The organism is Moorena sp. SIO4A1, from assembly GCF_010672065.1.
In the GTDB taxonomy this organism is placed as follows: Bacteria; Cyanobacteriota; Cyanobacteriia; order Cyanobacteriales; family Coleofasciculaceae; genus Moorena.
Map to the genome: position 1 here is coordinate 1 of NZ_JAAHHX010000097.1, position 17,884 is coordinate 17,884.

Here is a 17,884-nt window from a genome sequence, read left to right on the forward strand (position 1 = left end):
ATACCAAGTTATTGCTGGGATTAAATCAGCTCATTAGGGAAATTAATCAATGTCAAACCTTTTTGTATTCTGGATAATATGGCTTATTTGTTACTCATTGATTCCGGAGAGTGACAGAAGAGGGATATAGCGTTTATTACATTTATGAGGTACGCTTATCAACCTCAAAGTCCCCCTTTTTAAGGGGTACCAACGGGGGATCGGTTTGTACCTCATGGGAGAGACAAACGCTATACTATGTCCTCAACTATAATTCCAGGGCAAACCCATCTAAATTCTAGAAGTCTTACTCAGAAGCGATGCAGCCCAGTTTTGGGGAGGCAGCCCGGTCTTGGAGGTTTCCACGGGGCTTTCAGGGATGCAGAGGTGCGACCCGTGGCGAATTTAATTCGACGACTGTAAGCGCACCTAAGCGGTATTGAAGGTTTTCCCTGCTCGCTATTGCATCGAGACAGCTTGCCCATAGCCTATAAGCTGATAACTGATAACTGATAGCTGATAACTGATAGCTGATAGCTGATAGCTGATAACTGATAGCTAAATAATTACAAACTTTTCCCTCTCTTATATTACTTTAAAAAAAATAGTTATAATAGATGACAATTAATTACTAAAAAATCAACTATGCTTACTAGCTCAATGTTAACAAAAATAAGTACAGTCTTTACCGCAATGGTAATGACTGTACTTTTAGTAAAATCAGATTTATACAAGAGATTTAACCCTGAGCAATCTTACGCCACAGCAAATAACTACCAGAACAAAGAAAACAACAGTGTAACGAAGATTGAATTTGGCCAGACTAAAGATGGTCAAAACGTTTATCTCTATACTTTAACCAATACTAATGGTTTAGTAGCGAAGATAACCAACTATGGTGCGACTCTTACTGAATTACACTTGCCTGACAACAGCGGTGAGCTAGACGATGTAGTGCTGGGATTTGATAGTCTAGAAGATTATTTGGCGGCTAAGCGCTACCTATATTATGGTGCAATTGTTGGTCGCGTCGCTAATAGGATTAAAGATGCTCAGTTCACTCTCAATGGTCAAAAGTATGATCTAGCTGCTAATGCCGGTTCCCATCACATCCATGGTGGTAACAAAGGTTTTGACAAAGTGGTTTGGAATGCTGAACCAATTAACAGTAGCCAAGGACAGGCACTAAAACTAACTTATCTGAGTGCTGACTCAGAAGAAGGATATCCAGGTGATTTGACAGTTACAGCTATTTACACTCTGACTAACGATAATGAGTTAAAGCTGGAAATGACTGCTACCACTAACAAACCTACTCCTGTCAACTTGGTGAATCATTCATATTGGAACTTGGCTGGTCATGCTTCTGGAAATATTCTAGGACAATATTTAACGATCAATGCCGATAGATATACGCCTAACAACGAACAGCGAATCCCTACAGGAGAGATTAAATCAGTTAAAGATACACCCTACGACTTTACTCAGCCTCAGTTGATTGGAGATGGCATTAATCAGCTTAGAAATACCCTAAAGCAAAACTATCCAGGAGGTTACGACCTCAATTATGTTTTGAATGGAGAATCAGAAAAAATCAAACTGGCAGCTACTGTATATGAACCAAAATCTGGTCGGGTGATGGAGCTTCACACTAATCAGCCAGGAATACAGTTTTTTTCTGGAAATCTTCCTAAGCTTAGAACTGTGGGGAAAGGAGATGTTGTTTATACAAATCATCAAGGTTTGTGCCTAGAGACACAACATTTTCCTGACTCAGTCAATCAGCCTAACTTTCCTTCGATTATCTTGAATCCAGGTGAAACTTATCGACACCTAATGGTTTATAAATTTTACACCAAACAAAATAATCTAGGAAAAATTATTGCTCCCAATACTCAAGTTGAAAAGGTAGCAGGAGGTTTTAAATTTACTGAAGGACCTGTTTGGCATCCCGACGGATTTATGCTATTTAGTGATATTCCAGCTAATACTATTTATAAATGGCAACCAGAGCAAAAAACCGAGATTTTTCGTCAACCTTCTGGCAATGCTAATGGTAATACTTTAGACCGCTCAGGGCGTTTAGTTACTGCTGAACATAGTAATCGTCGTCTATCCCTAACACAGAAAGATGGAAAAATCGTAACTCTAGCTAGTCACTACCAAGGGAAGCGGCTGAATAGTCCCAACGATCTAGCAGTCAAATCAGATGGTAGCATCTATTTTACCGATCCTCCCTATGGCATCAAATCCGAACAAGAAGAATTAGGGTTTTATGGTGTTTATCGCCTAGCACCAGATGGCACACTAACCCTGCTAGTTGATGACTTTGTGCGCCCTAATGGTATTGTCTTTTCCCCAGATGAAACTAAATTATATGTGAATGATTCACAAAGAGGTCATATTCGGGTTTTTGATGTCAAGCCAGACGGGATGTTAGAGAATGGAAAACTTTTTGCCGAACTGAAACCTCCTAGTAAAGAGGGGGCAGCAGATGGTATGAAGGTAGACATCCAAGGAAATGTTTACAGCACTGGACCAGGAGGAGTTTGGATTTTCTCACCACAAGGGGATCTACTTGGCATTATTGAAACACCAGAAGCGCCTGCTAATTTAGCATGGGGCGACAGTGACTACCAAACCCTTTACATTACAGCAAGAAACAGTCTTTATCGTATCCGTCTTAAGATTAAAGGGATGCCCTAGAAAGTCATACCTATTCTCCTGCATTCATCAGAGACTTAGTAGGAGTATAGAATTCAGAATTCAGATTAATAATAATTTGTAGGATGGGTAGAGCGATACCAAAACCTATCGCTCTCTGGCTCCTGTTCGGTTTTATCCTTCAACCTAACCTACAATAAGGTGAATTCCATAACCATCATTATTCCAAACTATTCTGGTCAATAGGGGATTTTGGTGAACGAACGAGTTTCCTAACTTTACCATCTTGTTTTGATGTCACATAGATTTCTCCTTCTTCGTCCACCCCGAATCGCACATCAGAGCGTTTTTTACCAATGATTTCGAGAAAAGAAGCTTCTTGCTCTCCGTCAAAGAGTCTGAGTTCTTTTATTTTTGCCTGTTTGCCATTGACAAGTTCATCTACAGGAACGTGGAAAAATCTTGCATCATGAGCGAAATCAGCAAAAATGTATTGACCGATTAATTCAGGAATTGCTTTGCCCCGATAAACATAACCACCAGCGATCGCAATTCCATAGAAGCCTTTTATGTCGGGGGGGATGTCATGGTCATATTGGGCAACGGGATAAGTATAGCCATAGGAGCGATCGTTTTTGGGTAATGCAAACAAAACATTTTCATTATTTTCCTTTATAACCCAAGTACCTTCCCGCTCGCCCCAACCATAGTTAGCTCCTTTGATACCAAGATTAACTTCTTCAATAAAAGCCTGACCAGTATCAGCAATCAACATTTTGCCTTCGCCACCAGTATCCCAGCTAAAACGATGGGGATTACGCAGTCCATAAGCCCAGATTTCACCCAAGGTTTTAGGCTCTTCATCTGTAACAAAAGGATTATCACGAGGAATACCATATTGACCATTAACACTATTTTTGCCAAAGGGATCGATTCTGAGAATTTTGCCCAGCGGTGTTCCCAGATCCTGTCCATTATCCAAGGGATCGGTATCGCTAACAGGGTAGCCATCACTACCGCCATCAGCTACTGCAATGTAGAGTAAACCATAATCATCATCCCCTCGTTTAGCATTGGGATTAAAGCCCAATTGTCCAACATTATGATCTGGGTAAGGCTCTTCAATGCGCAAAATCTCACGGGATGTTCCGACAAAAGTATTGCTAGAAGGGTTTGTTGCCTTCCATTCGCGAATTACATCGTGGTGGGCACTTTCGATAATGTTATTGTTATTGTCAATAATTGGTTTGGTAACGGGTAAGTCAGGAGTACCGCCAGTTTTAACTTCGCTAGTTACAGTATAAAAAATTCCATTGTCAGCAAATTCTGGATGAAAAGCAAAATAAGCGAAGCCCTGTTGAGGAGTTTCATAAGTAAAGTCTGCACAAATTAATTTTTTCAGATTCATATAAACAGTAGCAGTGCCGTCAACAATGACATACAACTTGCCACGCATATCGTTAACAAATAATCGTCTGGTACCATCTCCTGCATGGGTAAGCAGGTTCAAGCGAGCAGCTTTATTTCTTCCAGTTCCACTGTTGGGAATTTGAACAACTTCTTCCAATCTGACAGAGAGTTCTGACTTTTTAATTGGTTCGGGAATGGGATCGGTTATCTGGGCAGAAGAAATCCTGGCAACAGCAAAGATGACCAAGAAGAGCGACAAGAGAAAACAGAGAATGCGAAATTTCTTCATACATAATATGAATGCTGCTAAGGTAAGGGCGCGGACGCTAAAAATCTGAGAAATCCAAAAATACGAAACCCCTGAGCTTGGAGTCATGGTGGCGTAATTTAGTTTTTTGTATGTTACAGCTCAAGGCACTGGTTCCGCAATTCTTCCCCACAAGAGCAAGATCAATAGAAAATACTTATACTTCTGTTAGAAATTGTTACTATAGTAGTTTATCCCTATTAACTAAGTCTTAGCATCTAAGACCTAGACACTTGTTGGTGCATTCTACAGAGTAACTCTAATGGAAGATTTAACAACTATCAGCAAACCCAAGCATATTGTTTTAACCTCCCATCCTAGCTCTTCTAGATTAAATTCTCCAGCAATTAACTGGGGAGAAAGTGACCCCCTCAAACGAGGACCCATTGTCGGTACCTTAGTTAACTCAGCTCATCGGAATGTTATTGGTACTCACTCAGGCTCCTATTCAGTGTATCGAGCTTTAGCCGTAGCCAGTGGTACACTCCAGCCTAATCACCGCCCGGATCTCACCAACACTGCGCCCATTGTCCCAATTGGTCCTCATCCCAGTTGGACTGACCCTAATTTGATTGTTTCTCTCGACCCCTTTGGGGCGATGGTAGGTGAAGTTTATAGCGATTTATATCAGCAGGGATACGACATTAGACCCACAATTGCTATCACCAAAGCTCATATCAATATGCCAGAACTACAGGATGCTGTAGAGAAAAACCGTTTAGCAATTGATGGCAAAATTATTAAAAACGATGGTAGTTTAGTAGTCACTAAAGTAGCAATTGACCCGGTTTGGTATCTACCGGGAATTGCCCAGCGATTGAACATTCAAGAAAGTTACCTGCGCCGTGCTCTATTTCAGCAAACCGGTGGCATGTTCCCGGAACTGATCACCCGCCCCGATTTAAAGGTATTCTTACCCCCCATTGGTGGCATCACTGTCTATTTAATTGGTGATGTGGCAGCCATTACTGAACCCAATCGACTGCTGGCTGTACGAGTTCATGATGAATGTAATGGTTCCGATGTTTTCGGTTCCGACATCTGCACCTGTCGTCCCTATCTAGTCCATGGTCTAGAAGTCTGTGTCCAGACAGCCCAAGGTGGAGGTACAGGTGTCATTGTTTATTTCCGTAAAGAAGGTCGCGCCTTAGGTGAAGTAACTAAGTTTTTAGTGTATAATGCCCGGAAACGTCAGGAAGGAGGTGATAGCGCTAATGCCTACTTCAACCGTACAGAGTGTGTGGCTGGGGTTCAAGATATCCGCTTCCAAGAACTAATGCCTGATGTGCTCCATTGGCTGGGAATTAAACGAATTGACCGTTTTGTCTCCATGAGCGATATGAAATATAACGCTATCGTTCAATCCGGTATTGAGATTATTCAGCGCATTCCCATTCCAGAACACTTGATTCCCGCTGATGCCCAAGTAGAAATCGCTGCCAAAAAAGCTGCTGGTTATTACACTGAACATACAACTGAACTAGATGCGATCGCATTGGCTGAAATTCAAGGACGTGGTTTAGGCGATTAGTCCTTAAAGTCAATAGTCACAATAGTCAATACTCAATACTCACCCCCGAATTGCCTATTCCCTCATTCCGAGTTACCTATGTCACCTGTGGATAATGCACAACAGCAGTTAATCGCTTACTTAAGAAGCCCATGGGCAATTCGGGAGAGATGCGATCGCATTTTCACCTTAGCTACTGCTGACCAGTTGCAGTACTTTCGCTGCAATTTAACCAAGCTAGAGCAAGTAGCTAACTATGTCATCGAGGTTATGCACCAGCACTACCCCGATTTCCAGATTCCATTTCATAGTCGCTGGCGGCATTTTGAGGTAGGGAATGTCCCTCGTCTTCGGGAACTAGACCAGAAATTAGTAGGATTCACTCCACTCCAAAAAGCCCAAACCAAATTCGACTTAGTCATCATTAGTGTCCTACTCGATGCTGGGGCTGGCAGCAATTGGCAGTATCATGAAGCAGAAACCGGACTAGTGTTTCGCCGTTCCGAAGGATTAGCCGTTGCTAGTTTCCGCATGTTCTGTCAGGGAGCTTTCTCCAGCGACCCAGACCTACCTTGGCAAGTCGATGCCAAAGGACTTCAATCCTTGAGCGCCCACCACTTAGCCCAGGGATTCCAGGTCAGTCAAACCAATCCACTCATAGGCATAGACGGTAGGCTAGCCTTACTACAGCGCTTAGGTCAAGCCCTCGTGGGCTTACCACATATGTTTGGCAAAGTCAATCCTCGTCCTGGCAACTTAGTAAATTACTTGGTAAATGACCACTTGCTAGATAAGTTGCAGGTTACCAAGGGATTGCAGCTTAGCAACTTGAACCCTGAAAGTTGCCAAGACAACCAAAGTTGGGTCAAGCCACTGACAGATTTACAACCTCTCCAGGAGCAACCTGCAACTTGTCAACCAGCTAACCTACAACCTGCCAAGCTACAACCTGCAACCTGTGAACCGGCCAACCTTCTGAGTGCCACTAACCTATTCAGCACCGTCCTGGAAGGATTAGGGGATATTTGGCCAAAACGAGAATCCATCGCGGGGGTCAATTTAGGGGATGTGTGGCAACATTCTGCTCTCAAAGGGGATAACTACGGTTCCGAGTATGTACCATTTCACAAACTCTCCCAGTGGTTAACTTACTCCCTATTAGAGCCATTGCAGGAACTGGGTTTAGAGATTACTGAACTTGAGCAGTTGACTGGCTTAGCAGAATATCGCAATGGGGGCTTATGTTTAGATCTAGGATTACTAGAGGTCAAGGATAGCGCTATTTTACAACAGTCTCACTTACCCAGCTCCGAAGTGATTATTGAGTGGCGAGCACTCACCGTTAGTTTGCTAGATCAAATAGCAGCAACTATTCGTCAACAACTGAACCTGAGTGCTACTGAATTGCCACTAGTAAAAGTCTTACAAGGAGGAACTTGGACAGCAGGACGTAGAATTGCTGCTCAATTGAGACCAGGAGGCTCTTCCCCGATTCAGATAGAAAGTGATGGCACAGTCTTTTGAAAAAATTTGACCAAAAATTTGGGTACTCAAGTCCAGTTGGGTGATCGAGTTGGTTGAGTTACCCATTACCCATGACCTTTTACCTTTTACCGTCAATAGCCTTTTTTCGTTCTTCGAGGATACTGCGAATGGAAGCTGTATCCAGAATTCCCAGAACTACACCCTTGTCACTAACCACAGGTAGCTGATCTAGCTGCTCTTTCTCCAGAATTTTGACAACCTCTAACAGGGAATGATCCGATTGAACAGTTCTAAAAGTCTTAACAGACTTCATCAGTGCTCTTACTGGAGTCACCGGCCAATTAGAGGTAGGAACAGTTTTGAGATCATCCACTACCACAACTCCTAGCAGTTGACTGGCTTCATCGGTTACTAGAAACTTGCGCCACTGATTTTTACCGATAATGTACTCGTTGACAAACTCCCTTAGAGACAAATCAGCCAATACAATTGGGCTGTTGGCAATGACCGCATCTTCTGCTGTCAACCCCTCTAGCTGGTCTTGAACCATAGCAGATTGGGCAGACATGCCAGCATTTTGCAGCAAGAACAAACCTATTAAGGCAAACCAGATGCCATTAAAGTTACCATACAGTAGGATTGGAAGCACTCCATAAATAATTCCTCCCCAACCAAAGAACTGACCAACACGGCTAGCAAATAACACACCTTTGTGTGGGTTGTCCGTAACTTGCCAAACCAGTGCCTTCAGGATGTTACCCCCATCTAGGGGTAAGCCAGGAATTAAGTTGAACAATGCTAAAGCCAAGTTGATGGAGGCGAGGAGTCCAACAATTGCTGCTAATGAACTAGCTAGATTGGCATTGGCCTGAACGGCATATAGTAGAGCAAATAGTAGCAAACTAACAGCTGGACCAGCAATCGCAACTAAGAACGCCTCTAGTGGACTTTTTGATTCTTTCTCCAGGCTAGCTAGACCACCAAATAGGAAGAGGGTGATAGATTTAACCTCAATTCCCTGCTGGATCGCCACAAAGCTGTGTCCTAGTTCATGAGCTAACACAGAGGCAAATAACAAAAGTGCAGTCACAAATCCTAAAAACCATGGCAAAACACCGCTCAATCCTGAAAAATTTGCTAAGTCACCTCCGAAATCAAAGGTGACTAAAGCTAAGACTAGAAACCAGCTTGGATTCACATAAAAGGGAATCCCAAATAAATTCCCAACACGAATACTGCCGTTCATGCAGACTACCTCAAACTCTCCTAAGACGTTTTTTTATACCAAGTTGGCTTCTAAGGTAGTAGATAGGGTATGGTTCATGATTAACATTTCATAAAAAATAGTTCATGAAAAATAGATCATGATACGATTGCCAGTTATCCTTGGCAGTAAAGGGTTTATCGCTTTTGCCAATCAACAATCAACCAAGAGCAATGAACAATTAACCTACCTTAAGGCAACTCGATAGTAGTTTCGTCTTTCATGGTTCTATCGTAACGAAATGTAAAAGATTTGCCGATTGCTCAAATGCCGTAAAATCCGTCCACGCTTAGTGCGGTTTTAGGAATGCAGGTGGTTTGACCCCTCTGTGTTTCCATCGGCATAATAAAATTAAGCACCGCTCAAGCGTGTTTAGAGCAACATCTTCTTTAAGCACTACCCCCCTTCCTACTAGTGAAACTGACTAAACGATGTCCGTCTTTGAAACCAAAATCACCCACTCTTACAACCAACAAGACATCCAGCAAATCCTCAATCTAGCCCTGGCACGTCAGGAAATGGTTGAAGAATTTTCCCGTGAACAGTTGGTCGAAATTGCTGCTGAATTAGGGATTTCAATCCACACTCTCTTAGAAGCAGAACGAGAATGGCTAGCCCAGCAACAAGAACAGCAAAAACGTAATGAATTCAATAGTTACCGACGTAGCCAATTTAAAAAAAGTTTTGGAAAGTTTGTAATCGTTAATAGTTTTTTAGTGGCGATCAATCTAATTAACGTTGGTTACCTGTCTTGGTCTTTATATATTTTATTGTTCTGGGGTTTGTGGATAGCACTCAGGGCGTGGAATACTTATCAAATACAGGGCGAAGACTATGAAAGAGCTTTCCAAAAATGGAAACTTCAAAACCAGGTAAAACAGATAGCCCAATCAACTTATACTAGTCTCAAAAACTGGATTCAAGACCAAGGACTAATGACTAAGGACTAATGCCTAACATAAATAATTTCAGCTAAATCGCTGATCAACAATGTTTCTTCCTGAATATCTCCTAAAGCATGAGCCACTGCGATCGCTTTTTCATAAAAACTCCGAGCTTCCAACAAATTACCAGTGTCTTGATATAACTGGGCAAACAACTTTAGAGCAACTAGCTCTTCACGGCGATTGTTTTGTTCTTGTGCCAAAGCCAGATATTCCTTCAGTGCTTTCACCGCTTGCCGATTCTTACCTGTAGCGATATGGGTTAAAGCTATACCCTTAATAGCACGAATCTGATTGAAAACATTGTCAACTTTTTCAGCCAGTATCTGGGCAATGCGGTAAGAATACAAAGCATCTTTTTCCCGTCTAGCGGCGAGATAGGCATCTCCCAAATTATTCCGAATATTCGTCTCACCTAACTTATCCCGAGAGCGACGCCGTAAAACTAGGGCAGCTTCATACCACTTAATCGCCTCGGGATAATTTCCCCCTTGAGCTGCCACTAAGCCTAGATTATTCAGACTCAACCCTTCACCGTCATCATCCTTAATAGTACGGGAAATGGTCAGTGCTTCCATAAAAGCTTCTTGGGCTGCTTTCAGGTTTCTCGTTTGCAGCAATAATATTCCAATATTATTTATACTATAAATCTGTGGCTGAAAACTTTGTTGAGAACGGGCAGCACCCAAGCCTCGGCGCAAGGCTCGCTCTGCCTCCTGATAGCGTCCCAACTTGGCGTAAGTCTGACCTAGGGAATTGTAAGTTTTACCCAATCCCTCAAAGTCACCAATTTGCTGATAAATTTCTCCCGCTTGGGACAAATACGCGATCGCTTCGTTCAAGTTACCACTCTGTTTAGCCAGCTCTGACTGCTCCAGGAAAAAATCTGCCCGATTTCTTGCTTTGCGGTCACGAAGATTGTCTAAAGGGATTGCCAGTTGTTGGTCGATGCTCCGAGTCTGACCCCAAGCCATCGGGCTAGCCAACATTACCAATGGGGTAAAGGCTAGCGCTATTATTCCGGAAAGACTAGTCAGCAACCTGCTACGATTCGCCATACCAAAAGACTCCGTTTGATCAACATTTCTGCTATTATGGAAGTTATGATCAAAGTACCCCGATCAAGGGTGCAAACTAACCGCCCTTTATTCACTCAAAACCGGTACTGCAAACAGATCAGATTCTTCTCGATTCTTGGCTTCGACCCCCAGATAGACCACCCGAATATCATCGGGTAAAGCAGCTTCCAACAGTTCATAGCCTTCTTGAAGTTCGGTTCTCACTTGAGCTGGAGTAATCATTTCTCCCTCCGCTTGCAGATAAGCCGCAATTCTCGTTTCACTCCAGTGAAAGGTCCCAGCCATGATTACCATCAACCGCACCGCTGGTGGTAGCTGTTCCAATGCCATCTCCAGATAACACCACAAGGGTGGTGGTGCTACCTTAAGGTTATAGTGAATAGATTCCACTGGTGGCAAGTCTGCCTGGTTAATACAAACCGCCGTTAGGTTTATGATCTGGTTTTGGAAGGACGTTGACTCTAGTCCATAATCCTCCCGCAAATCCATGCCACCCAGTTCGTGATAGATGTGACGCCAAGTCAGAGCAAATAGATATTCCGCCTGCACAGGCGATCGCGCTGAGTGCCGCACTAATGTATAGACAATAGGACTGTAGCGACAGAAAATTGCTGTAAAGTACTTCCCTTCAGACCGATGACGCTGAAACAAAGTCAGCAATTCCTGATCACTATGATGAAACAGTGATTTAATAAGTGGATGCTTAGATTCAGGAAAATGGGGGATTTGCACAATCTTTCAATAAAAGCTGTAATTAGGAGAATTAGACTAGATGCATCCTGATCTCACCACAACCCCCTCATGTTGAGAAAGGGGAAATGCCGATGGTTAACTGGCATTGGAGTAGATCAATGTCGGGACCTAATATCCTAGGTCTGCACTAGACCTCAAGATGAAGGAGATGGATGCCGATACCAAGTCTACAACCTTTGGTGCTCCGATGCTCCTTCAGTTGAAGCTAAAATTGAGAAAAAGCGTACGCTAATGTCTGATGGTAATAATATTACCTACGATTGGAGAAAAAGTTCATAAGGACCTTTAAACTAATTTATTCAGTTGCTAACTCTGTTTAAGTTTATGATTCTATCAGTTGATATTATTTCCCGGCTAACTTCGCCCCTGCCTCTTGGCGCATTTTTACCCTCTTTGCCTTTAGATAGCCTGTTTTCCACTCAAGGCATCATGGTAATGCTCCTAGGTGCCTATGCCTTTGCCATGTGGATGTTTTTGACCAGCGCTCCAAAAGTTCACACCATCATGGTGTCTGATTTGGCAATAGCGCGACAGTTTTATGAAGGCTTGCTAGAGTTATCCGCAGCAGAAGTCCCCCTACATTACTACTATAATTACGAGCAGACCATGGGGAGTACCAGCATTGACCCCCTATATATGTCAACCAATTTGGGAACCACCCAAGCTACCCAGTTCAGTGGTGCTGATGGGCTATGGTACCAGTTAAAGAAGAATACCCAGCTCCACGTGATTTCCGGAGCTAGCTTGGGCAATAAAAACCAACAACGTCACGTGTGCTTTGATCATCAGTGCTTGGATCAAGTTTTGATGCTGGTGCAGATGAGACGCCTAAAATACAAAGTGCGCACCCTCAAGCCCCTTAACTTTTTGGTCAAGGATCTCGACGATCGTGTAATTGAACTGGCAGAAGTTTCTAATTAGCGGTTAAATCAATAATGGTGAGTTAATCAGGGATTAGGCGGGTAACAATTGCGCGTAGCGCACCAGCCATTGGTTTCATGCCTAATCACATTTACCATGTTTGAAGTAATTATCACAGTACTGATTGTTCTGTTGGGTTCAGCCATCTGTGCTATGGCAGAAACGGCTTTGTTTTCAGTGCCTATCGTTAAAGTCCGACAGTTAGCGCAGTCAAACCAGCCTGCAGTGTTAGCACTACTGGCGATTCGCAAAAACATGAACCGACCCATAGCTACCATTGTTATTCTCAACAACACCTTCAACATTGTTGGCAGCATCGTAATTGGTTCCCTTGCTGCTAGGGTCTTAGGAGAGGCTTGGTTGGGGGTTTTTTCAGGTCTATTTACCTTTCTAATTATTGTATTTGGGGAAATTGTCCCGAAAACCCTTGGTCAGATCTACTCCCAAAACATCGCCCTACTCGTGGCTCTACCAGTTCGGTTCTTAACCGTTGTGTTCACGCCTCTGGTGTGGTTGATGGAAAAAATTACTGCTCCGTTTACTAAAGGTCAAAAACTTCCTACCACCAATGAGGCGGAAATCCGATTTTTAGCGAAGGTTGGGTATCAAGAAGGGGTGATTGAAGATGATGAAGCAGAAATGATCCAACGAGTATTTCAGTTAAATGATTTGACTGCATCTGATTTAATGACTCCGCGAATTATTACCACCTATTTGCATGGTAATACCACTTTGGCTGAGGCTAAACCAAGCATTATTGCTTCGCCTCACACCCGGATGCCTGTGGTTGAAGACTCTATTGATCAAGTAATTGGAATTGCTCTCAAAGATGAGTTACTCACAGCAATCATTGAAGACAAACATAACCAACCCCTTGCTTCTCTGATTCGTCAAGTCCGCTTTGTCCCTGAAACTGTTCGCGCTGATAAGCTACTGAAAACCTTTCAGCAAACCCGTGAACATCTGATGGTTGTACTGGATGAATATGGGGGTGTTTCTGGTGTAGTCACCCTGGAAGATGTACTGGAGGTGCTAACCGGTGAAATTGTTGATGAGACCGATCGCAACATTGATCTCCAAGCAATTGCTCGTAAACGGCGAGAAAAAATGTTGAAATCTTATGGTCTTGATCAGGATTAGTTTCGTGACAATAATAAATAGATAATTGGGATTTTATATGTAAACATAGGATTGAAAAAAAAGCGATTAATCGCTGCTATCCTTTACCTGTTTACTGTTCATTGTTCCCTGTTCCCTGTTCCCTGTTCCCTGTTCCCTGTTCCCTTTCAACCAAGCTATATAAATTAACAAACTATATTTTTTGACATATTTTATAAGCTTGTTATTCTGATTCTTCAAGAGTTTTTAATTGTGAGTATAGCTTTTCAATGCTTTCTTTATCGGGACTTTCTTGGGTAACATTAAAAACTATACTATTGAATTTATTTTGGGCTGTTTTGACAACTTCCTCAGCTTTCCTACAAGATGGATTTCTGAATATTTGATCAAGTTGAGGAAAACACCCACTTAAGCAAAACGTTAGTATAAAGATTATGATTCTCTTAGCTTGGGCAATAGTAGCAAATTTCATCAGACAAGGGTGTAACTTAAGTTAAGTCTAATACCCACTACTGATGGAAATCTAAAGTTTCAGGAAATTTTATCAAAACCTTGGCCGTGGGCCACGCTTCGCGAATGAACGATTCCACAACTCAAGTACCTAGGATTTCAAGTCTTTTCTAGAGTATCAGTTGAGTCAACAGAGTCTCCTGCTGCTTACTACTATACAGATCCACTATAAAGATCCACGGTTGTGCGCCCCTACTGACCGATCACTATCGACCTCAGTTTTTGGTTATCTTCCCACTGGCACAAGCTTGAGATCATCTCTGCTACCCGCGCGATCGCTCCTGTCAATTTGCTCTCCATCCCCTTGACAAATGCCACATTACCTTGAATTATTAGCAATCTGGATTTCTGTCCGATCGAATGGCCCTTATGACACCAGTTTTGGGCTGATCCGGTGGAATTGAGCCAAAAATAAGCCAAAAGGGCAAGATACTGTATATGGGACAGGTAATATGGGACAGGTAATATCCCACAGGTATTTAGTCCATTGGTATCAGCCATTTGGCTGATATTTGCTATGAGGGGTCACACCCCTCACCATTTGTGATAAATTTTAATTAGTAGATGCACCCTGATGATCGAGAGAGTCAAAAACGTGGCTCTCTTTTTTTTTGGGCATAGGGATTGCCTGACAGGGGTAGCGTTTTCCCCAATCACTTAGCCCAAGCCAGCTGATGAAGCTGATGAAATTGACATCTTTAATGCTTTAACACCATGCTTTAAAACTATTGCGAAAAACATTTACCTTACAGGATGACTGCTAAACTATAGCGATATATATTAACCGATTTCGCTAATCTAATAGAAAACTTAACTAGACGGATTTCCAGTAACCAACAACCACCAGGGTGAACCATTCGGTTCAGTATCAGTACCCCGAAAGGAAGTAATAACCAACAGCATTCCCCAGAGTGCGTTCGCGTAGCGTAGCCCTTCGGGCTAATCGCTTTTAGCGGAAGCTGAGGCCTTTGGCCACGCTTCGCGAACGCTTCATCGCGCTTCGCCGTGGGATAAACCGATGCTGACCGAAGAGCCGCTACGGGATGCTCAGCATTGAGCCGCTACGCGAACACACTCTGGGGAATATCAACACTATCTACTTCTATTGGGACCAATTTGCTCATGTTTTCCCAACAGCTGTTAAGGCAAAAACCTTATAGTTAGCAATATAATTCCATAAATTCCGCTAAAATTCCAGCACTATAGTCATACCTAATAACCATTACCCTTCAACACACAGACAAAACCATCCCCTCGCGAGCCAGTAAGTGATTAGGATAGAAAGACTGGAGTTGCTTTTCTAGTGTGTCGAGATAATCATCATTATAGTCAGGATGATAACGAGACATAACTATGTGCTTAACACCTGCCACCTTTGCCGTTGCTATCCCAGTTTGCCAACGCTGATCTTGCCAAATCAAAGGTGAATAATTAGGCAGATCATCTCCTGTGAGGGGAAAGGGAGCATCCAAAATTAGCAAATCTGCCTGACGGCATAGGTATCGTAGATTTTCATCAATGCCACCCCAACCATGGGAGTGAGTAGTGGCGTACACAACAGCATATCCTTGCCAGTTTACCCGATAGCCCATTGCTTGATGTGAGTCATTAAGAAGGACAGCCTCCACTGTTACATCATCTAGGGTTACTGTATGACCTGACCTCAGCCCGTGAAATTTCAGATCTGACTGCATGACCTGAAGGGGCACTGGAAAATTTGGAGCAATCATTTGCTGACCTAGACACTGTTCGATGGATGCCCCATCAGGTGCTGCTGCTCCATAGATATGAAAACAGTTACCAGGAATAAACGCAGGAGTAAAAAAGGGAAACCCTTGAATGCTGTCCCAATTGCTATGGGAAAAAAAAATGTGAGCTTCTATGGGCATTTGCTTAAGCCAATGATTTCCCAGCACCCGTAAACCACTGCCACCATCAAAAATTAAGCGTTTTCTACCAACACGCATCTCTACACAAGATGTATTGCCACCATAGCGAATGGTATCTGTCCCAGGAGCAGAAATTTGACCCCTAACGCCCCAAAATCGGACGCTCATATCCCTTCCAGTGCCATTGTTTAGGCTGGGTGTAGCCTTATAGTTGCCTAGTGTGGGTGCTACTAGATTTTGCATGTTGAATCTATGAATTAAGTGAGCCTAAGTTAGGAATTATTCCCATTGGTAGATTCCCACTAGAGGATACTCGGGTAATATTAAGTAACCATCTGTGGTTAACCACTAATTTTTGTTAAAGTGGGTGGATTGCATACATCAAATTGCATACATCAAGAGTAATTAGATGGGGTAAAGCAACCACAACAGCCCCAGTAATTTAGTCATATCTCTAATTTGGAACCGTTCAGCCCCCCGAAACAAGTTAAAATACAGTTATGCTGTCTCTTAACTGTATATTAAGTGTTGGTTAATTTTAACGGATTTAGGAACAAACAGTTTGTGACCTATGTCACAAACGCATCAAATTAATTCAATCAATCAATCAGAATGGGAACTGGTAAAGCATCAGTTATCCTTTGAGTGGTCAGCTTATGCGCTACGCGCACGCGTGCGCGTTCAGCTATCGGAAGTCAGCCCATTTACTTATAGCTTAACCTCGACAGCTAAACCAAACGCTCAGTGTATGCCCATACCAAGTATAACTGCTCACCCCATCCCATCCTGACCTGATTATCTCCTCACCTAAAAAGGTAATATCTTTTAGCTTCATCCGCAATTGATCTCACATCTCAATGCTACGCCATGAGTGTCAGATCAATTGCGGACAGGATCGAAGACCGTGTATACTAAATCTAGTAGGGAAGACAAATGAAGAGCTAACCGCCACCTACGTGCCTAAGAAAAAACTCAAACTCATTGTATGTTCCGGCGGGTCGGGGCATCCCGGAGACGAAACCTTAGAATAGGGCAGCCTTAATCATAAAGTTTTAACCCTTTACCCATAACCGACTAACCATAAAGGCCAGAGACGCGCGCCTTAGACAGGGTCGCCTTATAACAATAGCCTTAACCCTTTTACCCATAGCCTGCCGACCATAAAGGCGACCCTGTCTTACGGTAACTTCAAACCCTATTCTTGCGGTAACTTCTGACCGTGTCGTTAATAAAGCTTGCCGTTCGCGTAGCGTGGCCTTTGGCCTTACGCGCCCCGCGTGGCCAAAGGCCTTGTATCCGTTCCCGTTGGGTGGAGTTGGCAAGAAGCCCACACTGAACTCAAAGAGTCAGTGTGGGAGTATGTCACCTTCTGTTGGTATCACTCCCTGACCCTACTTGATTAGGGTTGGGGTATTTTTCGTTATGCTTGCCCTTAAAACAGAGAATGGCTAATCGCTTTGCCAGCTTTCTAGCATCAACCATTAGCCTAAGAAAAAAAAATTAATTATAGTGGAACTCATCGCTCAGATGAGTCCCTACTTGATCAGTCCCTACGGCTTATAGTTTTTGATCGACTTTTCCACCAAAGGCATTACGTGATCAAGATCTTTCCATCCTAAAATTTCAGTGACTTTCTTTTCCAGATTTTTGTATGTCTTGAAAAATTCAGCAATCTCATCCAAGCGATGGGGTGCTATATCTTCGAGAGTTTTTACTTCAGCGTAGCGAGGATCCTTGTCAGGAACACACAGAATTTTTTCATCTCGATCACCTCCATCGATCATTTCCAGCATCCCAATTGGTCTAGCGGTAATCACACAACCAGGGAAGGTAGGTTGATCCATTATCACCATACCATCAAGAGGATCACCATCATCTGCTAGAGTGTTAGGGACAAAGCCGTAGTCATAGGGGTACTGTACCGATGCATAAAGTACCCGGTCAAGGGCAAAGGCTTCTAGATCCTTGTCAAACTCATACTTATTTTTACTACCTGCGGGAATTTCAATTAAAACGTTGATCAGACCTGGTTTAGGTTGAGCAGGAATCT

Annotated in this window: 15 protein-coding genes; 6 read left to right on the forward strand and 9 right to left on the reverse strand. The window is 43.0% G+C overall.

Features of this window, described 5'->3' with window-relative positions:
- Nucleotides 1-624 precede the first annotated feature (624 nt).
- Entirely contained in the window at nucleotides 625-2,685 is a 2,061-nt protein-coding gene (locus F6K53_RS32630; protein WP_366511380.1) for a galactose-1-epimerase, read from the forward strand.
- Between the two features lie 178 nt (nucleotides 2,686-2,863).
- On the opposite strand, the gene F6K53_RS32635 is transcribed toward F6K53_RS32630, so the two are convergent.
- Nucleotides 2,864-4,429 (reverse strand): PQQ-dependent sugar dehydrogenase, encoded by a 1,566-nt coding sequence (locus tag F6K53_RS32635; protein WP_293083551.1) that lies wholly within the window; start codon nucleotides 4,427-4,429, stop codon nucleotides 2,864-2,866.
- 193 nt (nucleotides 4,430-4,622) lie between these two features.
- Between F6K53_RS32635 and F6K53_RS32640 the strand changes: the two genes are divergently transcribed.
- Together F6K53_RS32640 and F6K53_RS32645 are read left to right on the forward strand one after the other, a co-directional pair.
- Nucleotides 4,623-5,891 carry a GTP cyclohydrolase II gene (locus tag F6K53_RS32640; RefSeq protein WP_293065440.1) on the forward strand — a complete coding sequence of 423 codons (1,269 nt, stop codon included), beginning with the start codon at nucleotides 4,623-4,625 and terminating at the stop codon, nucleotides 5,889-5,891.
- Between the two features lie 78 nt (nucleotides 5,892-5,969).
- The gene (locus tag F6K53_RS32645) at nucleotides 5,970-7,394 is read left to right on the forward strand and encodes a URC4/urg3 family protein (RefSeq protein ID WP_293083554.1); all 1,425 of its coding nucleotides are present in this window, start codon (nucleotides 5,970-5,972) and stop codon (nucleotides 7,392-7,394) included.
- A gap of 79 nt (nucleotides 7,395-7,473) precedes the next feature.
- Here F6K53_RS32645 and F6K53_RS32650 read toward each other — a convergent pair whose 3' ends face one another.
- Entirely contained in the window at nucleotides 7,474-8,601 is a 1,128-nt protein-coding gene (locus F6K53_RS32650; RefSeq protein ID WP_293065434.1) for a site-2 protease family protein, read from the reverse strand.
- 449 nt (nucleotides 8,602-9,050) lie between these two features.
- Here F6K53_RS32650 and F6K53_RS32655 point away from each other — a divergent pair, with 449 nt between their 5' ends.
- Nucleotides 9,051-9,569, forward strand: a complete 519-nt coding sequence (locus tag F6K53_RS32655; RefSeq protein WP_293065431.1) for a 2TM domain-containing protein — start codon at nucleotides 9,051-9,053, stop codon at nucleotides 9,567-9,569.
- Here the strand turns inward: F6K53_RS32655 and F6K53_RS32660 are convergent.
- Together F6K53_RS32660 and F6K53_RS32665 are read right to left on the reverse strand one after the other, a co-directional pair.
- Nucleotides 9,566-10,621: a tetratricopeptide repeat protein gene (locus F6K53_RS32660; protein WP_293018804.1), complete on the reverse strand. Its 1,056-nt coding sequence runs from the start codon at nucleotides 10,619-10,621 to the stop codon at nucleotides 9,566-9,568. The genes F6K53_RS32655 and F6K53_RS32660 overlap by 4 nt on opposite strands.
- A gap of 87 nt (nucleotides 10,622-10,708) precedes the next feature.
- Entirely contained in the window at nucleotides 10,709-11,374 is a 666-nt protein-coding gene (locus F6K53_RS32665) for a sigma-70 family RNA polymerase sigma factor (RefSeq protein ID WP_293018805.1), read from the reverse strand.
- Between the two features lie 345 nt (nucleotides 11,375-11,719).
- Between F6K53_RS32665 and F6K53_RS32670 the strand changes: the two genes are divergently transcribed.
- The gene (locus F6K53_RS32670) at nucleotides 11,720-12,316 is read left to right on the forward strand and encodes a glyoxalase-like domain protein (RefSeq protein WP_293018807.1); all 597 of its coding nucleotides are present in this window, start codon (nucleotides 11,720-11,722) and stop codon (nucleotides 12,314-12,316) included.
- A 96-nt stretch (nucleotides 12,317-12,412) separates the two neighbouring features.
- Nucleotides 12,413-13,456, forward strand: a complete 1,044-nt coding sequence (locus F6K53_RS32675; protein ID WP_293065426.1) for a hemolysin family protein — start codon at nucleotides 12,413-12,415, stop codon at nucleotides 13,454-13,456.
- A gap of 202 nt (nucleotides 13,457-13,658) precedes the next feature.
- On the opposite strand, the gene F6K53_RS32680 is transcribed toward F6K53_RS32675, so the two are convergent.
- The 5 genes from F6K53_RS32680 to F6K53_RS32700 all read right to left on the reverse strand — a co-directional run bounded on the left by F6K53_RS32680 (nucleotide 13,659) and on the right by F6K53_RS32700 (nucleotide 17,882).
- Nucleotides 13,659-13,907 carry a hypothetical protein gene (locus F6K53_RS32680; RefSeq protein WP_293065423.1) on the reverse strand — a complete coding sequence of 83 codons (249 nt, stop codon included), beginning with the start codon at nucleotides 13,905-13,907 and terminating at the stop codon, nucleotides 13,659-13,661.
- 230 nt (nucleotides 13,908-14,137) lie between these two features.
- The gene (locus tag F6K53_RS32685; protein ID WP_293018810.1) at nucleotides 14,138-14,284 is read right to left on the reverse strand and encodes a hypothetical protein; all 147 of its coding nucleotides are present in this window, start codon (nucleotides 14,282-14,284) and stop codon (nucleotides 14,138-14,140) included.
- Nucleotides 14,285-15,174: 890 nt separating this feature from the next.
- Entirely contained in the window at nucleotides 15,175-16,077 is a 903-nt protein-coding gene (locus F6K53_RS32690; RefSeq protein ID WP_293047644.1) for an MBL fold metallo-hydrolase, read from the reverse strand.
- An 809-nt stretch (nucleotides 16,078-16,886) separates the two neighbouring features.
- Nucleotides 16,887-17,156: a hypothetical protein gene (locus tag F6K53_RS32695; RefSeq protein ID WP_293065417.1), complete on the reverse strand. Its 270-nt coding sequence runs from the start codon at nucleotides 17,154-17,156 to the stop codon at nucleotides 16,887-16,889.
- Between the two features lie 228 nt (nucleotides 17,157-17,384).
- The gene (locus F6K53_RS32700) at nucleotides 17,385-17,882 is read right to left on the reverse strand and encodes an inorganic diphosphatase (RefSeq protein ID WP_293083557.1); all 498 of its coding nucleotides are present in this window, start codon (nucleotides 17,880-17,882) and stop codon (nucleotides 17,385-17,387) included.
- Nucleotides 17,883-17,884 lie beyond the last annotated feature (2 nt).

Bases quoted from the DNA above. Each gene is read 5' to 3' on its own strand.
- F6K53_RS32690 (WP_293047644.1), bottom strand. From the start codon at position 16,077: ATGCAAAATCTAGTAGCACCCACACTAGGCAACTATAAGGCTACACCC.
- F6K53_RS32670 (WP_293018807.1), top strand. From the start codon at position 11,720: ATGATTCTATCAGTTGATATTATTTCCCGGCTAACTTCGCCCCTGCCT.
- F6K53_RS32645 (WP_293083554.1), top strand. From the start codon at position 5,970: ATGTCACCTGTGGATAATGCACAACAGCAGTTAATCGCTTACTTAAGA.
- F6K53_RS32655 (WP_293065431.1), top strand. From the start codon at position 9,051: ATGTCCGTCTTTGAAACCAAAATCACCCACTCTTACAACCAACAAGAC.
- F6K53_RS32630 (WP_366511380.1), top strand. From the start codon at position 625: ATGCTTACTAGCTCAATGTTAACAAAAATAAGTACAGTCTTTACCGCA.
- F6K53_RS32650 (WP_293065434.1), bottom strand. From the start codon at position 8,601: ATGAACGGCAGTATTCGTGTTGGGAATTTATTTGGGATTCCCTTTTAT.
- F6K53_RS32675 (WP_293065426.1), top strand. From the start codon at position 12,413: ATGTTTGAAGTAATTATCACAGTACTGATTGTTCTGTTGGGTTCAGCC.
- F6K53_RS32635 (WP_293083551.1), bottom strand. From the start codon at position 4,429: ATGACTCCAAGCTCAGGGGTTTCGTATTTTTGGATTTCTCAGATTTTT.
- F6K53_RS32680 (WP_293065423.1), bottom strand. From the start codon at position 13,907: ATGAAATTTGCTACTATTGCCCAAGCTAAGAGAATCATAATCTTTATA.
- F6K53_RS32660 (WP_293018804.1), bottom strand. From the start codon at position 10,621: ATGGCGAATCGTAGCAGGTTGCTGACTAGTCTTTCCGGAATAATAGCG.
- F6K53_RS32640 (WP_293065440.1), top strand. From the start codon at position 4,623: ATGGAAGATTTAACAACTATCAGCAAACCCAAGCATATTGTTTTAACC.